Origin of the sequence: Dokdonia sp. Dokd-P16 (genome assembly GCF_003095655.1) — a bacterium.
Classification (GTDB): domain Bacteria; phylum Bacteroidota; class Bacteroidia; order Flavobacteriales; family Flavobacteriaceae; genus Dokdonia.
Genome location: NZ_CP029151.1, coordinates 483,017 through 503,107 on the forward strand (window position 1 = coordinate 483,017; position 20,091 = coordinate 503,107).

Below are 20,091 nucleotides of genomic sequence, written 5' to 3' on the forward strand. Positions count from 1 at the left end.
TTATTTAAAGAAGCTATCTACAAACTCCACTTTATTGAACACTTGTAAATCTTCTATATCTTCTCCCACTCCGATGTATTTTACAGGGATTTGAAACTGATCAGAAATTCCTATCACTACACCACCTTTGGCAGTTCCATCAAGTTTTGTCACAGCAAGCGAAGTCACCTCTGTAGCTGCTGTAAATTGTTTTGCTTGTTCAAAAGCGTTTTGACCTGTAGATCCGTCAAGTACAAGAAGTACATCGTGAGGGGCGTCTACCACTACTTTTTGCATCACGCGCTTAACCTTAGTGAGCTCGTTCATTAAGTTTACCTTATTATGTAATCTTCCAGCAGTATCTATGATTATGACATCTGCATTTTGATTTACACCACTCTCTAGCGCGTCAAACGCTACAGAGGCTGGATCACTACCCATCTGTTGTTTTACAATAGGAACATCTACTCTATCTGCCCACACTTGCAATTGATCTATAGCAGCTGCTCTAAACGTATCTGCAGCTCCTAGGACTACGTTAAGTCCTTGCTTTTTAAATTGGTATGCAAGTTTACCTATCGTTGTTGTTTTTCCTACTCCGTTTACACCTACCACCATAATTACGTGTGGCTTGTTTCCTTTAGGGATTTCAAATTCTGTAGCGTTTCCTACGTTAGTCTCGCTTAGTAAGCCAGCGATTTCCTCACGTAAAATCTGGTTAAGCTCATCTGTACCTACATACTTATCACGTGACACACGCTCTTCAATACGAGTAATTACTTTGAGCGTAGTTTTTACACCCACATCACTCGTTACAAGTACTTCTTCAAGATTATCTAGAACATCGTCATCTACCTTAGATTTTCCAGCAACTGCCTTACTCATCTTATCAAAGAAGCTCGTCTTTGTTTTCTCTAACCCTTTATCAAGGGTTTCTTTTTTTTCTTTACTAAATATTTTTTTGAAAAAACTCATAATTGTGTTGGCGGTTTTCTGGTATGTCGTCGGTAAGACAAAAATAGTGCCTTTTAGGGAGAATGCCGTTATGTCACCCCATAGACTACACTGCTGACTGTCAATTTTTTAAATAAATTATGCAGATCAACATTTAAAATCACTCAAAAACTACAGTATTAATAATGATTACAAAGGTTACAGTTACGCTTTCGCGAAAGCGTGAAAAACTCCAAAAAAACGCATTTCTAATTTACTATCTTCTCCTATGGTCGTTTGCTAGTATAATCTTATTTTTACTTTAAAGACAACGTTTATATGAATATCCATTTTATTGCAATAGGTGGCGCAGCAATGCACAATCTAGCACTCGCATTACATCATAAAGGAGAAACGGTAACAGGTAGTGATGACACGATCTTTGACCCATCAAAATCCCGACTTGAAAAGTATGGATTGCTTCCTGAAGCATTTGGATGGTTTCCAGAAAAAATTACAGCAGATCTTGATGCTGTGATTTTAGGCATGCATGCAAAAAAAGATAACCCTGAGCTTTTAAAAGCACAAGAGTTAGGACTAAACATATATTCATATCCTGAGTACTTATATGAACGTGCCAAAAACAAAACACGTGTTGTTATAGGCGGTTCTCACGGTAAGACTACTATTACTTCTATGATCTTGCATGTCATGCATTATTGGGATAAAGAGGTAGATTATATGGTGGGAGCGCAACTAGAAGGCTTTGACACCATGGTGCGCATGACAGACGATGCAGATTTTATGGTCCTAGAAGGTGATGAGTATCTGAGTAGCCCCATAGATCGCAGACCGAAATTTCACTTATACAAACCCAACATTGCTTTACTAAGCGGTATAGCATGGGATCATATTAACGTATTCCCTACGTTTGACAACTATGTGGAGCAATTTCAGATTTTTGTAGATTCCATGACCAATGGTGGTGCAATGATTTACAACACAGAAGATGAAAATGTCGTAAAAGTGGTAGAAAGTGCCACTGCACACATTAAAAAATATCCATACAAAACTCCGGCATACAGCATTGAAGATGGAGAGACTTTACTAGAAACTCCAGATGGGCCAATGCCTATAGAAGTTTTTGGGAAACACAATCTTAATAACCTTGCAGGAGCCAAGTGGATTTGCCAGCACATGGGTGTGGTAGAAGAAGACTTTTATGAAGCCATCGCTACATTCTCAGGAGCTAGCAAGCGCCTAGAAAAAATTGCAGAAACTAATGACACTGTCATCTATAAAGATTTTGCACATAGCCCATCAAAAGTAAGTGCTACAACAACGGCTGTAAAAGAGCAGTATCCAGACCGCACACTTGTAGCTTGTCTAGAATTACACACCTACAGCAGTCTTAATCCAGAATTTCTAAGCGAATATAAAGGTGCACTAGACAGCGCAGATGTTGCTGTGGTATTTTACTCTCCACACGCTGTCGAAATCAAAAAACTAGAACCTGTCACGGCTCAACAAATCGCAACTGCCTTTGAACGCGATGATCTCATCATCTACACAGATCCAGCGGATTTCAAAAAGTTTCTTTTCGAACAAGAGCTAAAAAATAAAGCAGTATTACTGATGAGTAGCGGTAATTATGGTGGTTTAGATTTTGAGGAGGTTAAGGGGTTGGTGTAATGAAATATTTATTCTTATTTATTCCTTTTCTTGTCTTCGGGCAAGACACTATAGTTTTTGATCGTGTTTATGAATACGAGTTAACCAATTCATCTGAGAGGAACTTAGATCTAGAAAGAAGATACTCTTTTACTTGTTCAAATAACGATCGTTATGTTGCTTCGTTTACAAGTAAAAGCAGCAACCAATACACCTTTATATTAAATGATTTTAAGGAAGATAAAATTGGTCAATTTACAGTAGATGAGAATACACTTTTTGAAAAGGACACACTATTTATTCCACAAAGTGAACTTCTCAAAAATAGATTCAACCATTCTGACAAGGTGAAAAACTATACATTATCAATAAACAAAATTTCAGACTCTCTCATAGTTCATGAATACAAATTATTGAAGAAACGTAGAAAATATAACATAAAATCACACACTCTTTATATAAATCCTAAAAAGCCTTTTAGTAGACTTGTGGGTTTTGGGGATGTTTATAACGGCTACCCTTTTGATGATCATAATTTAAATGGACTTGTTGAAGAATCATTTTCAATCACAAACAATGATGAGAAAGTTAATCATCAACAATTATATTTGAGTTTCAAAACAAGCAAAGTAATTGTCATTAACTAAACACTTCAGGCAGGATTACAATTTGTTTATTATGATGATGGAGTCTTTCGCGAAAGCGTAAAAAACACCCAAAAATACACACCCAAAAAAGACGCTTATTTTTTCCACAATATGTTAATAACTTCAAGGGTTTAGAGAGGTTTTAGAGCCTATTCTGGAGTCCCTTTCTTTATATTTGTTTTTAGACAATTTAACTATTAAAATATGAGCGACGACGCTAAGAAGAAAGAGTACTCGGCAGACAGTATTCAGGCCCTTGAGGGAATGGAGCACGTACGTATGCGTCCATCGATGTACATCGGTGATGTGGGTGTAAGAGGATTACACCACTTAGTATATGAGGTTGTAGATAACTCTATTGATGAGGCTATGGGTGGCTATTGTGACGCCATAGATGTTACTATAAATGAAAATAATTCTATCACGACTAGAGATAACGGTCGTGGAATCCCTGTAGGGCTTCATAAAAAAGAAGGTGTCTCTGCCCTTCAGGTTGTAATGACCAAAATAGGTGCTGGAGGAAAATTTGATAAAGATTCATATAAAGTTTCTGGAGGTCTTCACGGTGTTGGGGTGTCATGTGTAAACGCACTATCTAACCACTTAAGAGCTACCGTTTACAAAGAAGGTAAAATCTGGGAGCAAGAGTATGAGCGCGGTAAAGCGATGTATCCTGTAAAAGTTATAGGTGATACAGATTTTACAGGTACAGAAGTTACATTCTTGCCTGATGACAGTATCTTCCAGCAAACTACAGAATATAGCTATGACACACTAGCATCTCGTCTACGTGAGCTAGCGTACCTTAATAAAGGAATTACTATTACGCTTACTGATAAGCGAGTTAAGAATGAGAAAGGAGAGCATGAAACAGAGACTTTCCACAGTAAAGAAGGTCTTTCTGAATTTGTACGTTTTCTAGACGGTAACCGCACTCCTATTATAGGCGAGGTAATCTCAATGGAAGGTGAGAAAAATGGAATCCCTGTAGAAGTAGCCATGATTTATAATGATAGCTATGCTGAGAACTTACACTCTTATGTAAATAATATTAATACACACGAAGGAGGAACGCACCTTGCTGGTTTCCGTCGTGGTCTTACAGGATCTCTAAAAAAGTTTGCAGATGCATCTGGTATGCTAGACAAGCTTAAGTTTGATATTGCTGGTGATGATTTCCGCGAGGGACTTACTGCAATTATTTCTGTAAAAGTAAGTGAGCCACAATTTGAAGGGCAAACTAAAACAAAACTAGGTAACCGTGAGGTTACCTCTGCAGTATCTCAGGCCGTTGCCGAAATGATTGAGATCTACATGGAAGAAAATCCGAATGATGCCAAAATCATCGTTCAGAAAGTAATTCTAGCTGCACAAGCACGTCACGCCGCAAAGAAAGCACGTGAGATGGTACAACGTAAGACAGTAATGAGTATAGGTGGTCTCCCTGGGAAATTATCTGACTGCTCTGAAACCGATCCTACGCTTTGCGAAGTATTCCTCGTCGAGGGAGACTCTGCAGGTGGTACTGCAAAACAAGGACGTGATCGTGAGTTTCAAGCTATCTTACCACTACGTGGTAAAATCTTGAACGTTGAAAAGGCGATGTCTCATAAAGTTTTTGAAAACGAAGAAATCAAAAACATCTTTACAGCACTAGGAGTAACCATTGGCACTGAAGAAGATAGCAAAGCGCTTAACTTATCAAAACTACGTTATCACAAAGTAGTCATCATGTGTGATGCCGATGTAGATGGTAGTCACATTTCTACCCTGATACTTACTTTCTTCTTCCGCTATATGAAGGAGCTTGTAGAAAATGGTTATGTATACATTGCCACTCCTCCACTTTACCTAGTAAAGAAAGGTCAGAAAAAGCAATATGCTTGGAATGATAAAGAGCGTGATGCCATTGCAGATTCTATGGGTACTCAAGGAGTATCTATACAACGTTATAAAGGTCTTGGAGAGATGAATGCAGAGCAACTATGGGATACAACAATGAATCCTGAGTTCCGCACATTACGTCAAGTTGCCATAGATAATGGTACAGAAGCAGATAGAATATTCTCTATGCTTATGGGTGATGAGGTGCCACCTCGCCGTGAGTTTATTGAGAAGAACGCTATTTATGCAAACATAGACGTTTAACAAAACTCTTATATTTTATTACAATGGTCCTGAGATAGTTTCTCAGGACCATTTTTTTTTGATAAAATCTAAAGCCAATCTTTTAGTGAACCCAAAGACCTTATTATCTGCTATTAGATAGTCTCTGTATCTACGCCCCAATATTACTGAGCTGTTTCAAATATGGTAAAAACATAGATTAAATGCATAAAAAAACGACCAAATACACATACACTCCTTCATCCGATGATTATTTTTTAGTTTTAAAGCAAAGTATTCGGTATCTCTATATTTACACCACGAAGAGATATTTTAAGAGTAATCATAATATATTTCTGCTAATTTCTCAAAATTAGATGTAGGGGTTTAATTGGACAGAGATTAGCAACCTATAAATCCTTGCTATTTAATAGCAAGGATTTTTTTTTTTAAATGCAACTATACTTTCAACAAAACTGTGTCGAAGACAATTACTTAAGCACAACAACATTTAACCTAGATGCCGTCAAAGAAGCATTTATATTCGATGAATTACCTAAAACCATACATTATCAAACAGTCCTTAAAATCATCTACACCAATAATCCCAGCAACATATCTTTGCATCACAGTATAATTACTGTGATTTTTAAACCATTATAAGTTGGGTATTTACAATGGTTTAACTGTAAGAGCAAGCGATTACTGTTTGATTCATTTGGATTGTGAATTTCCGCGCTTGTTCCATCCCTGCCACTCTTTGAGAGGCAGGGATTTTTTTTGACTGGTTAACATACATTTAGCGTCAGAGCTCACGATAAACGAGAGAGTTATTGTATTTTCGCAAAAGCGTAAAAAGCTATTAAAAACATACTATAAATCCTTAAAATTACATCCATATGAAAGTTACTGTAGTCGGTGCTGGAGCCGTAGGAGCCAGTTGTGCAGAATACATTGCAATCAAAGATTTTGCAAGTGAAGTTGTCTTAGTAGATATTAAAGAAGGTTTTGCCGAAGGTAAAGCAATGGACTTAATGCAAACTGCTTCGTTAAACGGGTTTGATACAAAAATCACAGGTACTACTGGTGATTATTCAAAAACTGCTGGTAGTGATATCGCAGTAATTACTTCTGGAATTCCTCGTAAACCAGGAATGACTCGTGAAGAACTTATCGGGATTAATGCAGGTATTGTAAAAACAGTTGCCGCTAGCCTTGTAAAAGAATCACCTAATGTTATTCTTATCGTTGTTTCTAATCCTATGGATACAATGACTTACCTAGCTCATAAAGTAACCGGACTTCCTAAAAACCGTATTATTGGTATGGGTGGAGCACTAGACAGCGCTCGTTTTAAGTACCGTCTTGCCGAAGCTCTTGAAGCTCCTATCTCAGATGTAGATGGAATGGTAATAGGTGGGCACTCAGATAAAGGAATGGTACCTCTTACACGTCTTGCAACTCGCAACAGTGTACCTGTATCAGAATTTATTTCTGAAGAAAGACTTACACAAGTAAAAGAAGATACTAAAGTAGGTGGAGCAACGCTTACTAAACTACTAGGAACTTCTGCTTGGTATGCACCAGGAGCAGCAGTATCTGGACTTGTACAAGCAATTGCTTGTGACCAAAAGAAAATTTTCCCTTGTTCTGTACTTCTTGATGGAGAATACGGTCTTTCTGATCTTTGTATCGGAGTACCTGTAGTATTAGGAAGAAATGGAATTGAAAAAATAGTTGAAATCAACCTTAGTGATGCAGAAAAAGCGCATCTAGCAGAAAGTGCTGAAGGTGTTAAAGCAACAAATGGTTTACTTGACGCTTAAGAAGTCAATAAATTTACTCTACCAAAGGCTACCTATGTTTAGGTAGCCTTTTTTGTTATATATAATAAGGAGTCATTTTCTGTACTAGGTACGCTTTCGCGAAAGCGTAACAATACACATCAAACTTTCCTCATTATACGTTTATCATGCAACTTAACATATCATTATAATGACCCAAAAAATATTGGGTACTACCACTGAGAATCCTATATTTGCGTGTTTGATGAAAACAGAAATCTAGATGCAAAACTGCAATAGATGATGTTTTATAATTAAGTGTGTGAGAAATAAGTGGTTCATAAGTGCTTTTATAATTGCCCTTGCTATCGTAAGTATAAGCATGGAGCAACGCACTGCGCCTAATCAGGAAATAATTATTACATTTTCTGATACTGAGCCAAACCTTTCTCAATCTGAACATGCCATCACATTAGTAAAAAATAAGCTGAGCTCGCTTGAAGTAGATAATATTAAAGTAGAGCAACTTGATAATGGATCTTTAAAAGTATCATACTACAGTACTATTGATGTTACGGAGATTAAGAACAAATTATCACCTACCTCAGCACATACCAAGTACAATCTTGAGAATGACAACTCAGATGTACCAGAAGAAAACGAGATCGCTCATTATGAGTTAGACGTTTATAAAATACAAGACAGCACAGACATGGAAGGTGCTGCTGGGGTTATTATTGAGTCAAAATCTGAGTCAACACGTTCTTCTACAGTAAAAGTATATGCTAGCCTTCACAAACTAAGTGATTGCGCAGCTACCATTCAAACACAAACTGCTTACAATAATCACAAGAGAAGTGATGTTGCTTTCATTAACTCATTCTACAACATACCTGAGACAAGGGCCGGCCCCTTTTCTTAAGGCATAACAATATTAGCTAAGGCAAGACTTGCTCTAGTTAATTGCTTTTTTTCATAAAAGCAATCCCACAGATTATAATACCAATCACTTTACATTAATTTCAACGTGATAATCACACACTGATGTGCTGTTTATTATGTTGATACAAACACACTAAAATGCAAAACAAAGGACTCATTAGATTTTTTGCGATAATTTTTGGTCTGGTATGTTTATACCAACTATCATTTACGTATTTCACAAACAAAACAGAAGACGAAGCTAAGGCTTACGCGATCTCTCAAGCACCAGAAGATGCAGACATGCAGGATGTGGTGGAGCGCGCTTACTTAGATAGCATAGGAGCAAATCCTATTTTTGCTGGTATCACTTATAATGATGCTAAAGAAAAAGAACTTAACAAAGGACTGGATCTTAAAGGAGGAATTAACGTAATCCTTCAGATCTCTATTCGTGATATCTTAGGTGGTCTTTCTAACAATAGTACAGATCCAGCTTTTATAGCTGCATTAGATGCTACAGATGAGGCACAAAAAGACAGCCAGAACACATACTTCGAAGATTTCGTATCTGCATTTGAAGCGCAAGGAGGACAACTAGCATCTCCAGATATCTTTGCAAACGTAATTCTTAACGAAAAAGTAGATACTGGAATGAGCAACACAGAAGTTGCTAGTGTTCTTGAAGCGGAAATCAAAGAAACAATAGGTTCTGCTTTTGAAACGTTACGTAATCGTATTGATAAGTTTGGAGTTACACAACCTAACATCCAGTCTCTAGGAGATAATGGACGTATTCTTGTTGAGCTTCCAGGAGCGAAAGATATTGATCGTGTAAGAGGTTTACTTGAAAAGACAGCACAATTAGAGTTTTACCAAACTCACTATGCTGGAGATGCACTTAACTACTTAATAGGAGCAAATGAAACACTACGTGGACTTGTTGCTAGCAACGAGGAGAAGCAAGAAGCTGCAGTAGCTCAAGACAGCACCCTTGATGATAATGTATCTGATCTCCTTAAAGATGCAGATGAGGAAGATGCAGAACAAGATTTTGGACCACTTTTCAAAATATTTAGCCCTAACCAACAAGCGGTTCAGATGAGCACAATTCCAACTGTAGGATTTGCTGCTGTAAAAGATACAGCAACTATTAACTTGTACTTAAGAAACCCGTCTGTTGTAAAGCAGCGTCCAGCATCTTTGCGTTATGCAAAATTTGCATGGGGTGTACCAGAAGAAGGAGCAGATATCGTAGCGCTTTATGCACTTGAGTCTAACAGACAAGGAGCACCATACATGGACGGTGACGTTGTAAACGACTCACGCCAGCAATTTACGCAAACTCAACAACCTGCTGTAGGTCTTGATTTTGAAGGACAAGGTGTAAACCAGTGGGCAAAAATGACTCGCGAAGTTGCACAAAAAGGAAATGCTATTGCCATTGCACTAGATGGTAATGTATACTCTGCAGCATCAGCTCGTCAAGAGATTAAAGGTGGTGCGACAGAAATCTCTGGAAACTTTACAGTAGCAGGAGCACAGGATCTTGCAACAGTATTAAACGCAGGTAGACTTCCTGCATCTGCAAAGATTATTCAAGCAGAAGAAATTGGACCATCACTAGGTAAAGAAGCGATTGATTCTGGAATCTTATCATTCCTTATCGCACTAGCACTAGTATTAGTATGGATGGTATTTTACTACGGTAAAGCTGGTGGATTTGCAGATATTGCTCTTGTAGTAAACATCCTTTTCATCTTTGGAGTACTTGCCGGTCTGGGAGCTGTACTTACACTTCCTGGTATTGCAGGTATCGTACTTACTATAGGTATGTCTGTGGATGCAAACGTACTTATCTTTGAGCGTATTAAGGAAGAGCTACGTAAAGGGAAGTCTCAAAAAGATGCGATTAAAGATGGTTTCAACAACGCACTTTCTTCTATTCTCGATGCAAACATCACTACATTCTTAACGGCACTTATCCTTTTCTTATTTGGAACAGGACCAGTACAAGGATTTGCAACTACACTTATGATAGGTATTGCAACTTCATTATTCTGTGCAATTTTCATTACTCGTCTATTCATTGATGGATACGGGAAGAATGGAAAATCACTTGAGTTTGCAACATCTATGACTAAAGGTCTTTTTGTAAACAACAGTATCGACTTCTTAGGAAAACGTAAAATTGCTTATGCTATCTCTGGTGTACTTATCGTAGGTGGTCTTGCTGCTTTACTTACTGGTGGTCTTGATACTGGTATTGACTTTGTAGGAGGTCGTACATATACAGTTCGTTTTGATCAACCTATGAATGCACAAGAAGTAGAAGATGCACTAGTTGCAGATTTTGGAAGTGCAGATGTAAAAACATTTGGAGCAGATAATCAATTAAAGATTACTACAAAGTACCGTATCGATGAGACAGGTACAGATATTGACGCTCAGGTTGAGCAACAATTATTTACTTCACTTACTCCGTACTTACCTACTGGAATGACGTATGCAGCCTTTGCAAAGTCTACAGATGATAAGCAAGTAGGAAAAATGGAGTACTACATGGTAGGACCTACCATTGCAGATGATATCAAGAAAGGTGCACTTTTTGCAGTTATCGGGTCATTAATCGTGGTATTCTTATACATCTTATTACGTTTCCGTAGATGGCAATTCTCTCTTGGAGCTGTAGCTGCAGTTTTCCATGATGTATTATTAGTACTAGGAGTATTTGCAGTCTTGAAAAACATCATGCCATTTGATATGGAGGTAGATCAGAACTTTATTGCGGCTATTCTTACCGTAATTGGGTACTCGCTGAATGATACCGTGGTAGTTTTTGACCGTATACGTGAGTATATTAAAGAACACGGTTCTACTAGAGGATTTGGTAAATTAATTAACCAAGCACTTAACAGTACATTAAGCCGTACACTTAACACCTCTGTAACTACGTTAATCGTACTTCTAGCGATCTTCTTCTTAGGAGCTCCATCTATTAGAGGATTAATGTTTGCACTTATTGTAGGTGTAATCGTAGGTACATATTCTTCATTATTTATCGCAACTCCTGTAATGTTTGATACAGTACAGAAGAAAGCATTAAAGGAAGAAAAAGAAGAGGAAGAAGTAGAAGCATAAGCTTCTAAGAAACTCAATAAATAGAAAATCCGCTACTTCTCAGTAGCGGATTTTTTTATGCGCTTTCGCGAAAATAGGATTGCTGGATAATGGACGATAAAATTTTTAGCAAAGCTGTACAGAAACTGTTGGGCTACCAACTTCTTCATCTCCGTAAAAGTATCACTAGCTTATAGCATATCGCTTAAAGCTTTAAGCTTTAAGCATACTATGGAATATTCAAATACTTATGTGTCTGTAAGCTCACCTTCCACTTTGGGTTTTTCATCACGTAATCTACAATGAGCGGCACCATCTTATCACGCACAGACCATTCTGGCTGCAGGTATAAAATACAGTCCTCGCCCACTTGTGCTGCGTGCTTCTCTGCAAAGTCAAAGTCTGACTTATTAAAAATAATCACCTTCAGTTCGTTTGCTTTTTCTAAAACAGAAGCTTTAGGTAACATACGTTTTTTAGGAGAAAGACAGATCCAGTCCCACTCACCAGAAAGCTCGTAAGCACCAGAAGTCTCAATATGAGTTGTAAGTCCTAGGGACTTTAATTTTTGTGTAAGCGGGTTCATATCCCACATAAGCGGCTCCCCACCTGTCACTACAATTGTATCTGAGTACTTTGCAGCATTTTCGGCTATGGTATTTGCATTTGTAGGAGGATGTATTGCAGCATCCCAACTTTCCTTCACATCACACCAGTGACACCCCACATCACAACCACCTACTCGTATAAAGTAAGCTGCTGTTCCTTTATGGAATCCTTCTCCTTGTATAGTATAAAATTCTTCCATAAGCGGAAGCATCTCACCAAGGTCTATTTGTGCTTGTAATGAATCTAAGGCCTGTTTTGTCATAACGTGCAAAGATATAGAATACAACTAGATTTAAAACCATCCATCGCGACAGTCTCATTAGTGTTAACATATGTTATGATTAGAATGTGGTTAATTACGCTTTCGCGAAAGCGCAACCCCGATAATCATCGCTATAAATGCTCCAGCACCTAGGACTGTAAAACTCAGCCTAAGGCTTGAAAAGTCTGCTAGAAACCCTACCAATGGCGGACTCGCAAGAAACCCTACAAAACCAGCTCCCGCAACAAATGAAATACCATCTGCACTGTTTACTCCCTTTGCCTTACCAGCTAGTCTAAGCAACTCAGGAATAATTACAGAAAAACCTAAACCTATAATCGCAAATCCTACAAGAGTGAAAAATGTAATAGCAGAAAGCACCGCTACGTAGCCTACAACCGCAAGAAGGGCGCCGCCTATGATAATTTTAATAGAGCCAAAACGTTTGCTCACTCCATCACCAAAGAATCTTCCTAACGCCATAAACAATGAGAACAGTAAAAATCCCATTCCTGCCGTTTTTTCTGTAGTTACTTGCACAATGTCTTCTAGATAGAGCTTACTCCACTGCTCAATGGCTCCTTCACTTCCCATAATAATGAGAGCTACTATAGTAAGACCTAGCAGTGGTTTGAGTAGATTGAAATTAAGTGTCCCGTGACTGTCATCTATAGGTGTTCTATGAGCCATATAACTTTTGCAAAGCCATAAATTTGTGATAATGACAAGAATTGCAGCTCCCATACCGTGATAAACAGGCACCTTTATATAGTCTATTACGAAGTAACCTATCACTGCTGCAATTGCTCCACCTATAGAAAAAAACCCGTGTGACGAACTCATAATATGCACCTCGTCTTCGGTTTCTATATCTGAGACTAGGGCATTCATTGCTATATCTGTAAAGCAAGAAAATAGCCCCACACAAAATAAAGAAACACATAACAAAATATAAGACGGAGCAATTAAGGGCATTAAAAATAGTAGTGAGAATATAATCACACCTACTACGGTGGCCCTGCCTACTCCCACACTTTTTATAATGCGAGAAGCCACCGTGAGTGACACAAGACTTCCTAATCCCATACAGAATAAAGCTACCCCCAGATCCCCATCATCTATCCCTAGCTTTTCTTTTACTCTCGGGATGTATAGCACCCAAGTACCTATCATAATGTTGAGTGATGCAAAAACCCAGGCAGGTGCAAAATATCGCTTTCTAGATAGTATGAGAAATAGAGAATTCATACTATAAAAGTAAAGATTTACAGTTCTCAAACTACAACACCTTAGGTATTTATACGCAAACGTTATTTTATTAATGAAACTACTGGAAGATTAAACAATAGAAAAGGGCCTATTTATCAAACTTAAGTAAGCTGAATTTTGAAAGCGCTTCCTACTACGGCAAGGAACTTTTCTCCTTTAAAATCGTTATTTTTAGACAAGCAATAGTTCTTCAAGAAAACACGCCATATGGTATATGAAAATAATCTCGCTTTCGCGAAAGCGCAAGACGAAAAAGATCCCCTTAAAGAGTACCGAAATCACTTCTACATACCAGTAGACAAGGAGGATAACGAACTTATCTACCTCTGCGGAAACAGCCTAGGTTGCCAGCCAAAATCTGTTGCACAATATATCGAGCAAGAACTCAATGACTGGGCAGATCTGGGTGTTGAAGGGCATTTTAAAGAAGAAACTCCGTGGTTGTCTTATCACGAGGAACTCGCAAAACCTATGGCTCACATTGTAGGTGCAAAACCGAGTGAGGTGGTGATTATGAACACCCTCACGACAAACCTTCACTTGATGATGGTGTCGTTTTACAATCCTACACCATCACGTCATAAAATCATTATAGAAAGCGATGCTTTCCCATCAGATAAGTATGCGGTAGAAAGTCAGATACGCCAGCGTGGCTATGATCCTGAGACGAACCTAATATTATGGCAACCTCGTGAAGGAGAAGACCTCTGTCGATATGAAGATCTAGAAGCATTAGTAAAAGAACACGGCGATAGCGTTGCACTTCTATTAATAGGTAACACAAACTATTATTCTGGACAGTGCTACCCTATTAAAAAAATCACAACCTTAGGTCACAACAATGGCAGCAAAGTAGGCTTTGACCTTGCCCACGGCGTGGGTAATATTATGCCAGACTTACACGAGAGCGGTGCAGATTTTGCCGTGTGGTGTACTTATAAATACCTCAACAGCGGCCCAGGAAGTCTAGGTGGATGCTTTGTACACGAGCGCCATCATACAGATAAAAACATTCAGCGATTTACTGGCTGGTGGGGACAAAACAAAGACACACGCTTTAATATGCGCAAAGGCTTTGACCCAATCCCAACCGCCGAAGGCTGGCAACTATCAAATCCTCCTATCCTTAGTATGGCAGCCGTTAAGGCAAGCCTTGATATTTTTGAGGAAGCTGGAATGAGTAACATACGCGCAAAATCTAAAAAACTTACTGGCTATTTAGAGTTCTTAGTAAACGAACTCAACAATGAGCACATCGCTATTATTACACCTAGCAGTCCGCTAGAACGTGGGTGCCAACTAAGTATTCAAGTAAAAAATGCCGACAAAAGTTTACACAAAAAACTTACCGAAGCAGGAGTCATATCAGACTGGCGTGAGCCAGATGTAATACGCGTGGCTCCAGCACCGCTCTACAATAATTTTGAAGATGTTTATGAAATGGTAAAACGACTTAAGAAGATACTCTAATGTACATTCCTGATATTTATAAAAACGAAGACCCAGAGGAGATACGCAGTTTCTTAAAAGAAAATGCTTTTGGGATTCTTGTCACAAATCTTGACGGAAAATCGTGTGCGACACACATCCCGCTAGAATTATCAAAACGCCCAGACGGCACCGAAATCATACACGCACACATCTCTAAGATGAATGAACAAGTTGCTCATCTCAAAAATGGCGCAGAGGCGCTCTGTATTTTTAATGGACCTCACAGTTATATTTCGGCTAGCTGGTATGATTTTGAAGAAGTATCCACATGGAACTATACGGCCGTTCAAGTGAGAGGTAACGTGACTTTACTAGATAAGGAAGGCACTTATAAATCCATCAAAGCATTGATGGATAAGTATGAAGCACCACAAAGAAATCCAATAGATATGGATGCGCTTTCTGAAAAAACTTTACGACAAATAAACGGCGTCGTGGCATTTGAGATTGAGATCAAGAGTATTGAAGCTGTAAAAAAGATGTCACAAAACAGAAACGATAAAAATCACGCTGCTGTAGTATCTAGCTTACGCGAAAATGGAACTCCAAACGATAAAGCCGTCGCAGACGAAATGGAGTGCTTGAGAAATAAATAAAATTTAAATAGTACTAACGGAGAAATCACGTTAGTAATCACAGTATTATATGGCACAACAAGAACACATACTCATTATAGGCGCAGGCCTTTGCGGTTCGCTTCTAGCCTTACGTATGGCGCAACGTGGTTATAAAATCACCTTGATGGAAAAGCGCCCAGACCTAAGAGCCGTACATCAAGATGCTGGTAGAAGTATCAACCTAGCCCTATCAGACAGAGGTTTAAAGGGAATACGCCTCGTAGGTCTTGAGGATCGAGTAAAAGATTTGTGCATCCCTATGAATGGAAGGATGTTGCACGACAAAGAAAGTAACACGCTTTTTAGTCCGTATTCTGGACGTACAGATGAGTACATAAATTCTATCTCTCGTACAGACCTCAACATTATGCTACTCAATGCGGCAGATGAGTATGACACCTTACAAGTTCACTTTAACCAAGCTTGCACAAACGTAGATCTTAAAAATGCTACCGCAACCTTTACAGATTATCACACAAAAGAAGAGCAAACCATCACTGCAGATATTATTCTAGGAGCAGATGGTGCAGGATCTGCAGTGCGTAAGAGTATGTATATGAGTCGCGACTTTTTATTCAGCTTCTCGCAAGATTACTTAGGTCACGGTTATAAGGAACTCACCTTCCCTCCTGCCGAAAATGGCGAATACCGCACTGAAAAAAATGCCTTACACATCTGGCCACGAGGTCGAGATATGATCATTGCTTTGCCTAATCTAGATGGGAGTTTTACTGTAACGCTATTTATAGATTATGAAGATGCACCAGATAGTTTTGCATCGCTAGATAGCCCAGCTGCAATTACAGAATACTTTACACGCCAGTTCCCAGATGCGGTGCCTATGATGCCAGAACTGGTGAAGGAATACGAAGAAAATCCCGTAGGACCTCTTGGCACTATAAAGTGCCATCCTTGGAGCGCCTTTGGAAAAACGTGTATTATGGGAGATGCGGCACACGCCATTGTTCCATTTTATGGACAAGGGATGAATGCTAGTTTTGAAGATGTGGTCGTTTTTGACGAGACGCTCGATGCATTTGGCGATCAAGGGTGGGAGAAAGTTTTCAAAGAATTTGAAAAAACCAGAAAACCAGATACAGATGCCATTGCAGACCTTGCGGTAGATAACTTTCACGAGATGAAAGAGCACACAGCTCACCCTATGTTTCAAGAGAAGAGAAAACTCGAGACACAATTTGAGAAAGAATTTCCTACGGAGTATTACTCAAAATATAGTTTAGTAACTTTCAACGAGGCGATAGGATATAAAGAGGCAATGACCCGAGGTAGAGCACAAAACAAAGCTATTTTAAACCTACTGGATGACGGATTGCTACCTGATTCTCTTTCGCTTAAAGCGAAATTAAAAAAAGTACAACAGGCTACAGAAGACATCTTGCACGACGATGCCATAGCCGGAAACATATAACAAAATCATATACTTATGAGTGATAAAGATTTAGACCTACGTTTACAAGGCGATCCTTTTAATGAAAAGAAAGTGACACCTAGAGGAGCTTATCCTCATATTAAAAGAGCTGGAGATTTTCTATTTGTCTCGGGCACTAGCAGTCGAAAAGCAGATAATACTTTTGCTGGCGTGCACGTGATAGATGCAATGGGCACAATGCACCTTGATATCAAAGAGCAAACCAGAGCCGTACTAGAAAACATAAAGAAAACACTCGCAACCGCAGATGCAACGATGGAAGATGTGGTAGATGTCACGTCATTTCTTGTAAATATGAATGATTTTGGCGGTTACAACGAAGCCTACGGAGAGTTTTTTAATAAAGAAACCGGCCCTGCAAGAACCACCGTAGCCGTGCACCAGCTACCACACCCGCATCTAGTAGTTGAGATTAAGGTGATGGCTTATAAGCCAGAATAGATGAACATCAAAAACTACATACACGGCGACTATAGAAATCCAGCATCAAACGATTGGTTAGATAATTATGAACCGGCTTCTGGCGAGGTATATGGGCAGATTCCTAATAGTAGTGCGCAAGATGTTGAGGAGGCTACCGCTTTCGCGAAAGCGGCATTCCCGCAGTGGTCTAGCACCACACTTGATGAGCGCAGTCGGATCTTGATGAACATTGCACGTGGCATTGAAGCTAGACTTGAAGAACTCGCTCAAGCCGAAAGTCGAGATAATGGGAAACCGGTGTCACTTGCAATGGCGGTAGATATCCCGAGGGCGGCAAGCAACTTTCGGTTTTTTGCAAATGCTATCACTCAGTTTTCGGCTGAGAGTCACGAGGGTGTTGGGCTGAACGCAATGAATTTTACCCTACGTAAACCCATAGGTGTGGTAGGGTGCATCAGCCCGTGGAATTTACCACTGTACCTCTTCACCTGGAAAATCGCTCCGGCAATAGCCGCTGGCAATTGTGTGATTGCAAAACCTAGTGAAGTCACTCCTATGACGGCTTACCTCCTAGGTGAGATTTGTACGGAGGCTGGACTTCCTCCCGGTGTTATCAATATTGTGCACGGACTGGGACACACAACGGGACAAGCTATTTTAGAACATAAAGATATTAAAGCGATAAGTTTTACGGGAGGTACAAAAACGGGAGCTCATCTCGCAAAAACGTGTGCCCCTATGTTTAAAAAACTCTCACTAGAACTAGGTGGCAAAAACCCGAACCTCATTTTTGCAGATTGCAATTATGAAGATATGCTTGCCACAACCGTGAGAAGCTCCTTTGCAAATCAAGGGCAAATCTGCCTCTGTGGGAGTCGCATTTTTGTTGAGCGATCTATTTATGACCGATTTAAAAGTGATTTCATTTCAAAGGTCAAGAAGTTAGTCGTGGGACACCCATCACAAGAGAAAACAAATCTAGGAGCACTCGTTTCAAAATCGCATCTTGAGAAAGTAGAAGATTACATTAACAACGCACAGGCTTACGGAGGCACTGTCCTTTGTGGTGGCAAGCGAGTTAATGTGATAGGATATGAGAATGGCTATTACTTAGAACCTACAGTTATTGAAGTAAACAGTAATGACTGCAAACTGAATCAAGAAGAGATTTTTGGACCTGTGGTGACTATAATGCCTTTTGACACCGAAGAAGAAGCACTTGCACTAGCAAACGGAACAAAATACGGACTCTCTGCAACGGTATGGACTCAGCAACTGGACAGAACAATGCGTTTAAGCAACGCACTTGAAGTTGGTATTATCTGGGTGAATACGTGGATGAATCGAGATTTGCGCACACCCTTTGGCGGAGTGAAAGCTAGCGGCGTAGGTCGTGAAGGCGGCTTTGAAGCGCTGCGATTTTTTACTGAGGCAAAGAATGTTTGTATAAAATATAATTAGAAAATAAAATTAGAGCTCACTCGGACAGATTAGTTCGCTACGCTCGCAATCACATACTATGAAACTAAACCTAACTAATAAAAACGCCCTCGTCTGTGGCTCTACAGCGGGGATAGGACTAGCAACTGCTATGGGTCTAGCAGAAGAAGGCGCAAATGTAACCCTTGCAGCTCGTACAGAAGAGAAGCTCAAAGTCGTAATCACACAGTTACCTAATAACGGCTCACAAAAGCACAGCTATGTGGTGGCAGACTTTACCAATCCACAGGAGGTGGCTGCTGCTGTTTCGGCAACGGGCAATGTGTATCACATATTAATCAACAACACGGGTGGACCTCCAGGTGGACCGATTGTGGATGCAGATGTTACCGCTTTCGCGAAAGCGTTTAGACAACACCTACAAACCAATCATCTATTAACACAAACCGTACTCCCAGGAATGAAAGCCGAAGGATATGGACGTATCATTAACGTGATCTCAACCTCTGTAAAGCAACCGCTAGATGGTCTAGGCGTGAGTAACACCATACGTGGCGCCGTGGCAAACTGGAGTAAGACGATGGCAAATGAACTAGGGCAATACGGGATTACCGTAAATAACGTGCTTCCTGGCGCAACCGCCACTGGCAGGCTCTCTGAGATTATAGAAAACAAGGCAAAAAGGACTGGAAAATCTATAGAAGAGGTATCGCAAACTATGGCAAACGCTTCACCAGCAAAACGTTTTGCCAAACCTGAGGAGGTAGCAAATGCAATCGTTTTTCTCGCTAGTGAAGCAGCTTCATTTATTAATGGAATCAATGTTCCTGTAGATGGAGGACGCACAAAAAGTCTGTAGATGGATATTAAAAAGATTTTCTGGATACTAAGTTGGCTCGTGGCGGGGGTTACCTTTGCGATGATTCTGATACATTATAGTGACATTCCAGACGAAGTACCTATGCACTTTGATGCGACTGGGGTGGTAGATAGATATGGGTCAAAAAATGAACTTTTTATCTTACCCGCAATTAGCGTCTTACTTATCTTACTATTCCAGTTTATGACAGGCAAGTCTATAAAGATTAACAAGCATAAACAAGGGGTTAAAAATGAGGCGCAGGTTACCATTACAAAAACCTTTATGTCACAAATGGCGCTGTATTGCACCCTACTTTTTGGCTGGCTGGTATATCAATCTATGGCAGTTGCCGTGGGCAAACAGGCGGGATTAAGCAGTTATTTTTTGGTTGCAACCTTTGGCGGTTTTATTATACTACTCGTCTTATATTATATACAACTCAAGAAGGTAAAACAGTAAGGCGGTACTCATATAATAATTGTATTTTTAAAAACACAACAGCGATTG

The 20,091-nt window shown here is 39.5% G+C and carries 16 protein-coding genes; 13 read left to right on the top strand and 3 right to left on the bottom strand.

Going from position 1 to position 20,091, the window contains the following annotated elements; all coding sequences use genetic code 11:
- On the bottom strand, nt 1–954 hold the full coding sequence (ftsY, locus tag DCS32_RS02185; RefSeq protein ID WP_108876805.1) for a signal recognition particle-docking protein FtsY: 954 nt from the start codon (nt 952–954) through the stop codon (nt 1–3).
- Nucleotides 955–1,251: 297 nt separating this feature from the next.
- Between ftsY and DCS32_RS02190 the strand changes: the two genes are divergently transcribed.
- From DCS32_RS02190 to secDF, 6 genes are all read left to right on the top strand, one after another.
- On the top strand, nt 1,252–2,604 hold the full coding sequence (locus DCS32_RS02190) for a UDP-N-acetylmuramate--L-alanine ligase (protein ID WP_108876806.1): 1,353 nt from the start codon (nt 1,252–1,254) through the stop codon (nt 2,602–2,604).
- Nucleotides 2,604–3,230: a hypothetical protein gene (locus DCS32_RS02195; RefSeq protein ID WP_108876807.1), complete on the top strand. Its 627-nt coding sequence runs from the start codon at nt 2,604–2,606 to the stop codon at nt 3,228–3,230. Before DCS32_RS02190 ends, DCS32_RS02195 begins: the two co-directional genes overlap by 1 nt.
- A gap of 204 nt (nt 3,231–3,434) precedes the next feature.
- On the top strand, nt 3,435–5,378 hold the full coding sequence (gene gyrB / locus DCS32_RS02200) for a DNA topoisomerase (ATP-hydrolyzing) subunit B (protein ID WP_013751417.1): 1,944 nt from the start codon (nt 3,435–3,437) through the stop codon (nt 5,376–5,378).
- An 857-nt stretch (nt 5,379–6,235) separates the two neighbouring features.
- Entirely contained in the window at nt 6,236–7,162 is a 927-nt protein-coding gene (mdh, locus tag DCS32_RS02205; protein WP_108876808.1) for a malate dehydrogenase, read from the top strand.
- Nucleotides 7,163–7,442: 280 nt separating this feature from the next.
- Nucleotides 7,443–8,042: a hypothetical protein gene (locus DCS32_RS02210; protein WP_162533579.1), complete on the top strand. Its 600-nt coding sequence runs from the start codon at nt 7,443–7,445 to the stop codon at nt 8,040–8,042.
- Nucleotides 8,043–8,200: 158 nt separating this feature from the next.
- Entirely contained in the window at nt 8,201–11,182 is a 2,982-nt protein-coding gene (gene secDF / locus DCS32_RS02215; protein ID WP_108876810.1) for a protein translocase subunit SecDF, read from the top strand.
- 208 nt (nt 11,183–11,390) lie between these two features.
- Here the strand turns inward: secDF and DCS32_RS02220 are convergent, their stop codons facing one another.
- The gene (locus DCS32_RS02220) at nt 11,391–12,032 is read right to left on the bottom strand and encodes a 7-carboxy-7-deazaguanine synthase QueE (protein WP_108876811.1); all 642 of its coding nucleotides are present in this window, start codon (nt 12,030–12,032) and stop codon (nt 11,391–11,393) included.
- 90 nt (nt 12,033–12,122) lie between these two features.
- The gene (locus DCS32_RS02225; protein WP_108879220.1) at nt 12,123–13,280 is read right to left on the bottom strand and encodes an MFS transporter; all 1,158 of its coding nucleotides are present in this window, start codon (nt 13,278–13,280) and stop codon (nt 12,123–12,125) included.
- A 228-nt stretch (nt 13,281–13,508) separates the two neighbouring features.
- On the opposite strand from DCS32_RS02225, the gene kynU reads away from it, so the two are divergent.
- From kynU to DCS32_RS02260, 7 genes are read left to right on the top strand one after another with little or no spacing between them, the layout of a single operon-like run.
- Nucleotides 13,509–14,771, top strand: coding sequence for a kynureninase (kynU, locus tag DCS32_RS02230; protein WP_108876812.1), 1,263 nt, complete (start codon nt 13,509–13,511; stop codon nt 14,769–14,771).
- Nucleotides 14,771–15,388 carry an FMN-binding negative transcriptional regulator gene (locus DCS32_RS02235; protein ID WP_108876813.1) on the top strand — a complete coding sequence of 206 codons (618 nt, stop codon included), beginning with the start codon at nt 14,771–14,773 and terminating at the stop codon, nt 15,386–15,388. The genes kynU and DCS32_RS02235 overlap by 1 nt, the downstream gene beginning before the upstream one ends.
- A gap of 49 nt (nt 15,389–15,437) precedes the next feature.
- The gene (locus DCS32_RS02240; RefSeq protein WP_108876814.1) at nt 15,438–16,838 is read left to right on the top strand and encodes an FAD-dependent oxidoreductase; all 1,401 of its coding nucleotides are present in this window, start codon (nt 15,438–15,440) and stop codon (nt 16,836–16,838) included.
- A 15-nt stretch (nt 16,839–16,853) separates the two neighbouring features.
- Nucleotides 16,854–17,300: a RidA family protein gene (locus DCS32_RS02245; RefSeq protein WP_013751407.1), complete on the top strand. Its 447-nt coding sequence runs from the start codon at nt 16,854–16,856 to the stop codon at nt 17,298–17,300.
- Nucleotides 17,301–18,743 carry an aldehyde dehydrogenase gene (locus DCS32_RS02250; RefSeq protein WP_108876815.1) on the top strand — a complete coding sequence of 481 codons (1,443 nt, stop codon included), beginning with the start codon at nt 17,301–17,303 and terminating at the stop codon, nt 18,741–18,743.
- Nucleotides 18,744–18,801: 58 nt separating this feature from the next.
- On the top strand, nt 18,802–19,581 hold the full coding sequence (locus tag DCS32_RS02255) for an SDR family oxidoreductase (protein ID WP_108876816.1): 780 nt from the start codon (nt 18,802–18,804) through the stop codon (nt 19,579–19,581).
- Nucleotides 19,582–20,043 (top strand): DUF1648 domain-containing protein, encoded by a 462-nt coding sequence (locus DCS32_RS02260; protein WP_108876817.1) that lies wholly within the window; start codon nt 19,582–19,584, stop codon nt 20,041–20,043.
- Nucleotides 20,044–20,091: the final 48 nt, after the last annotated feature.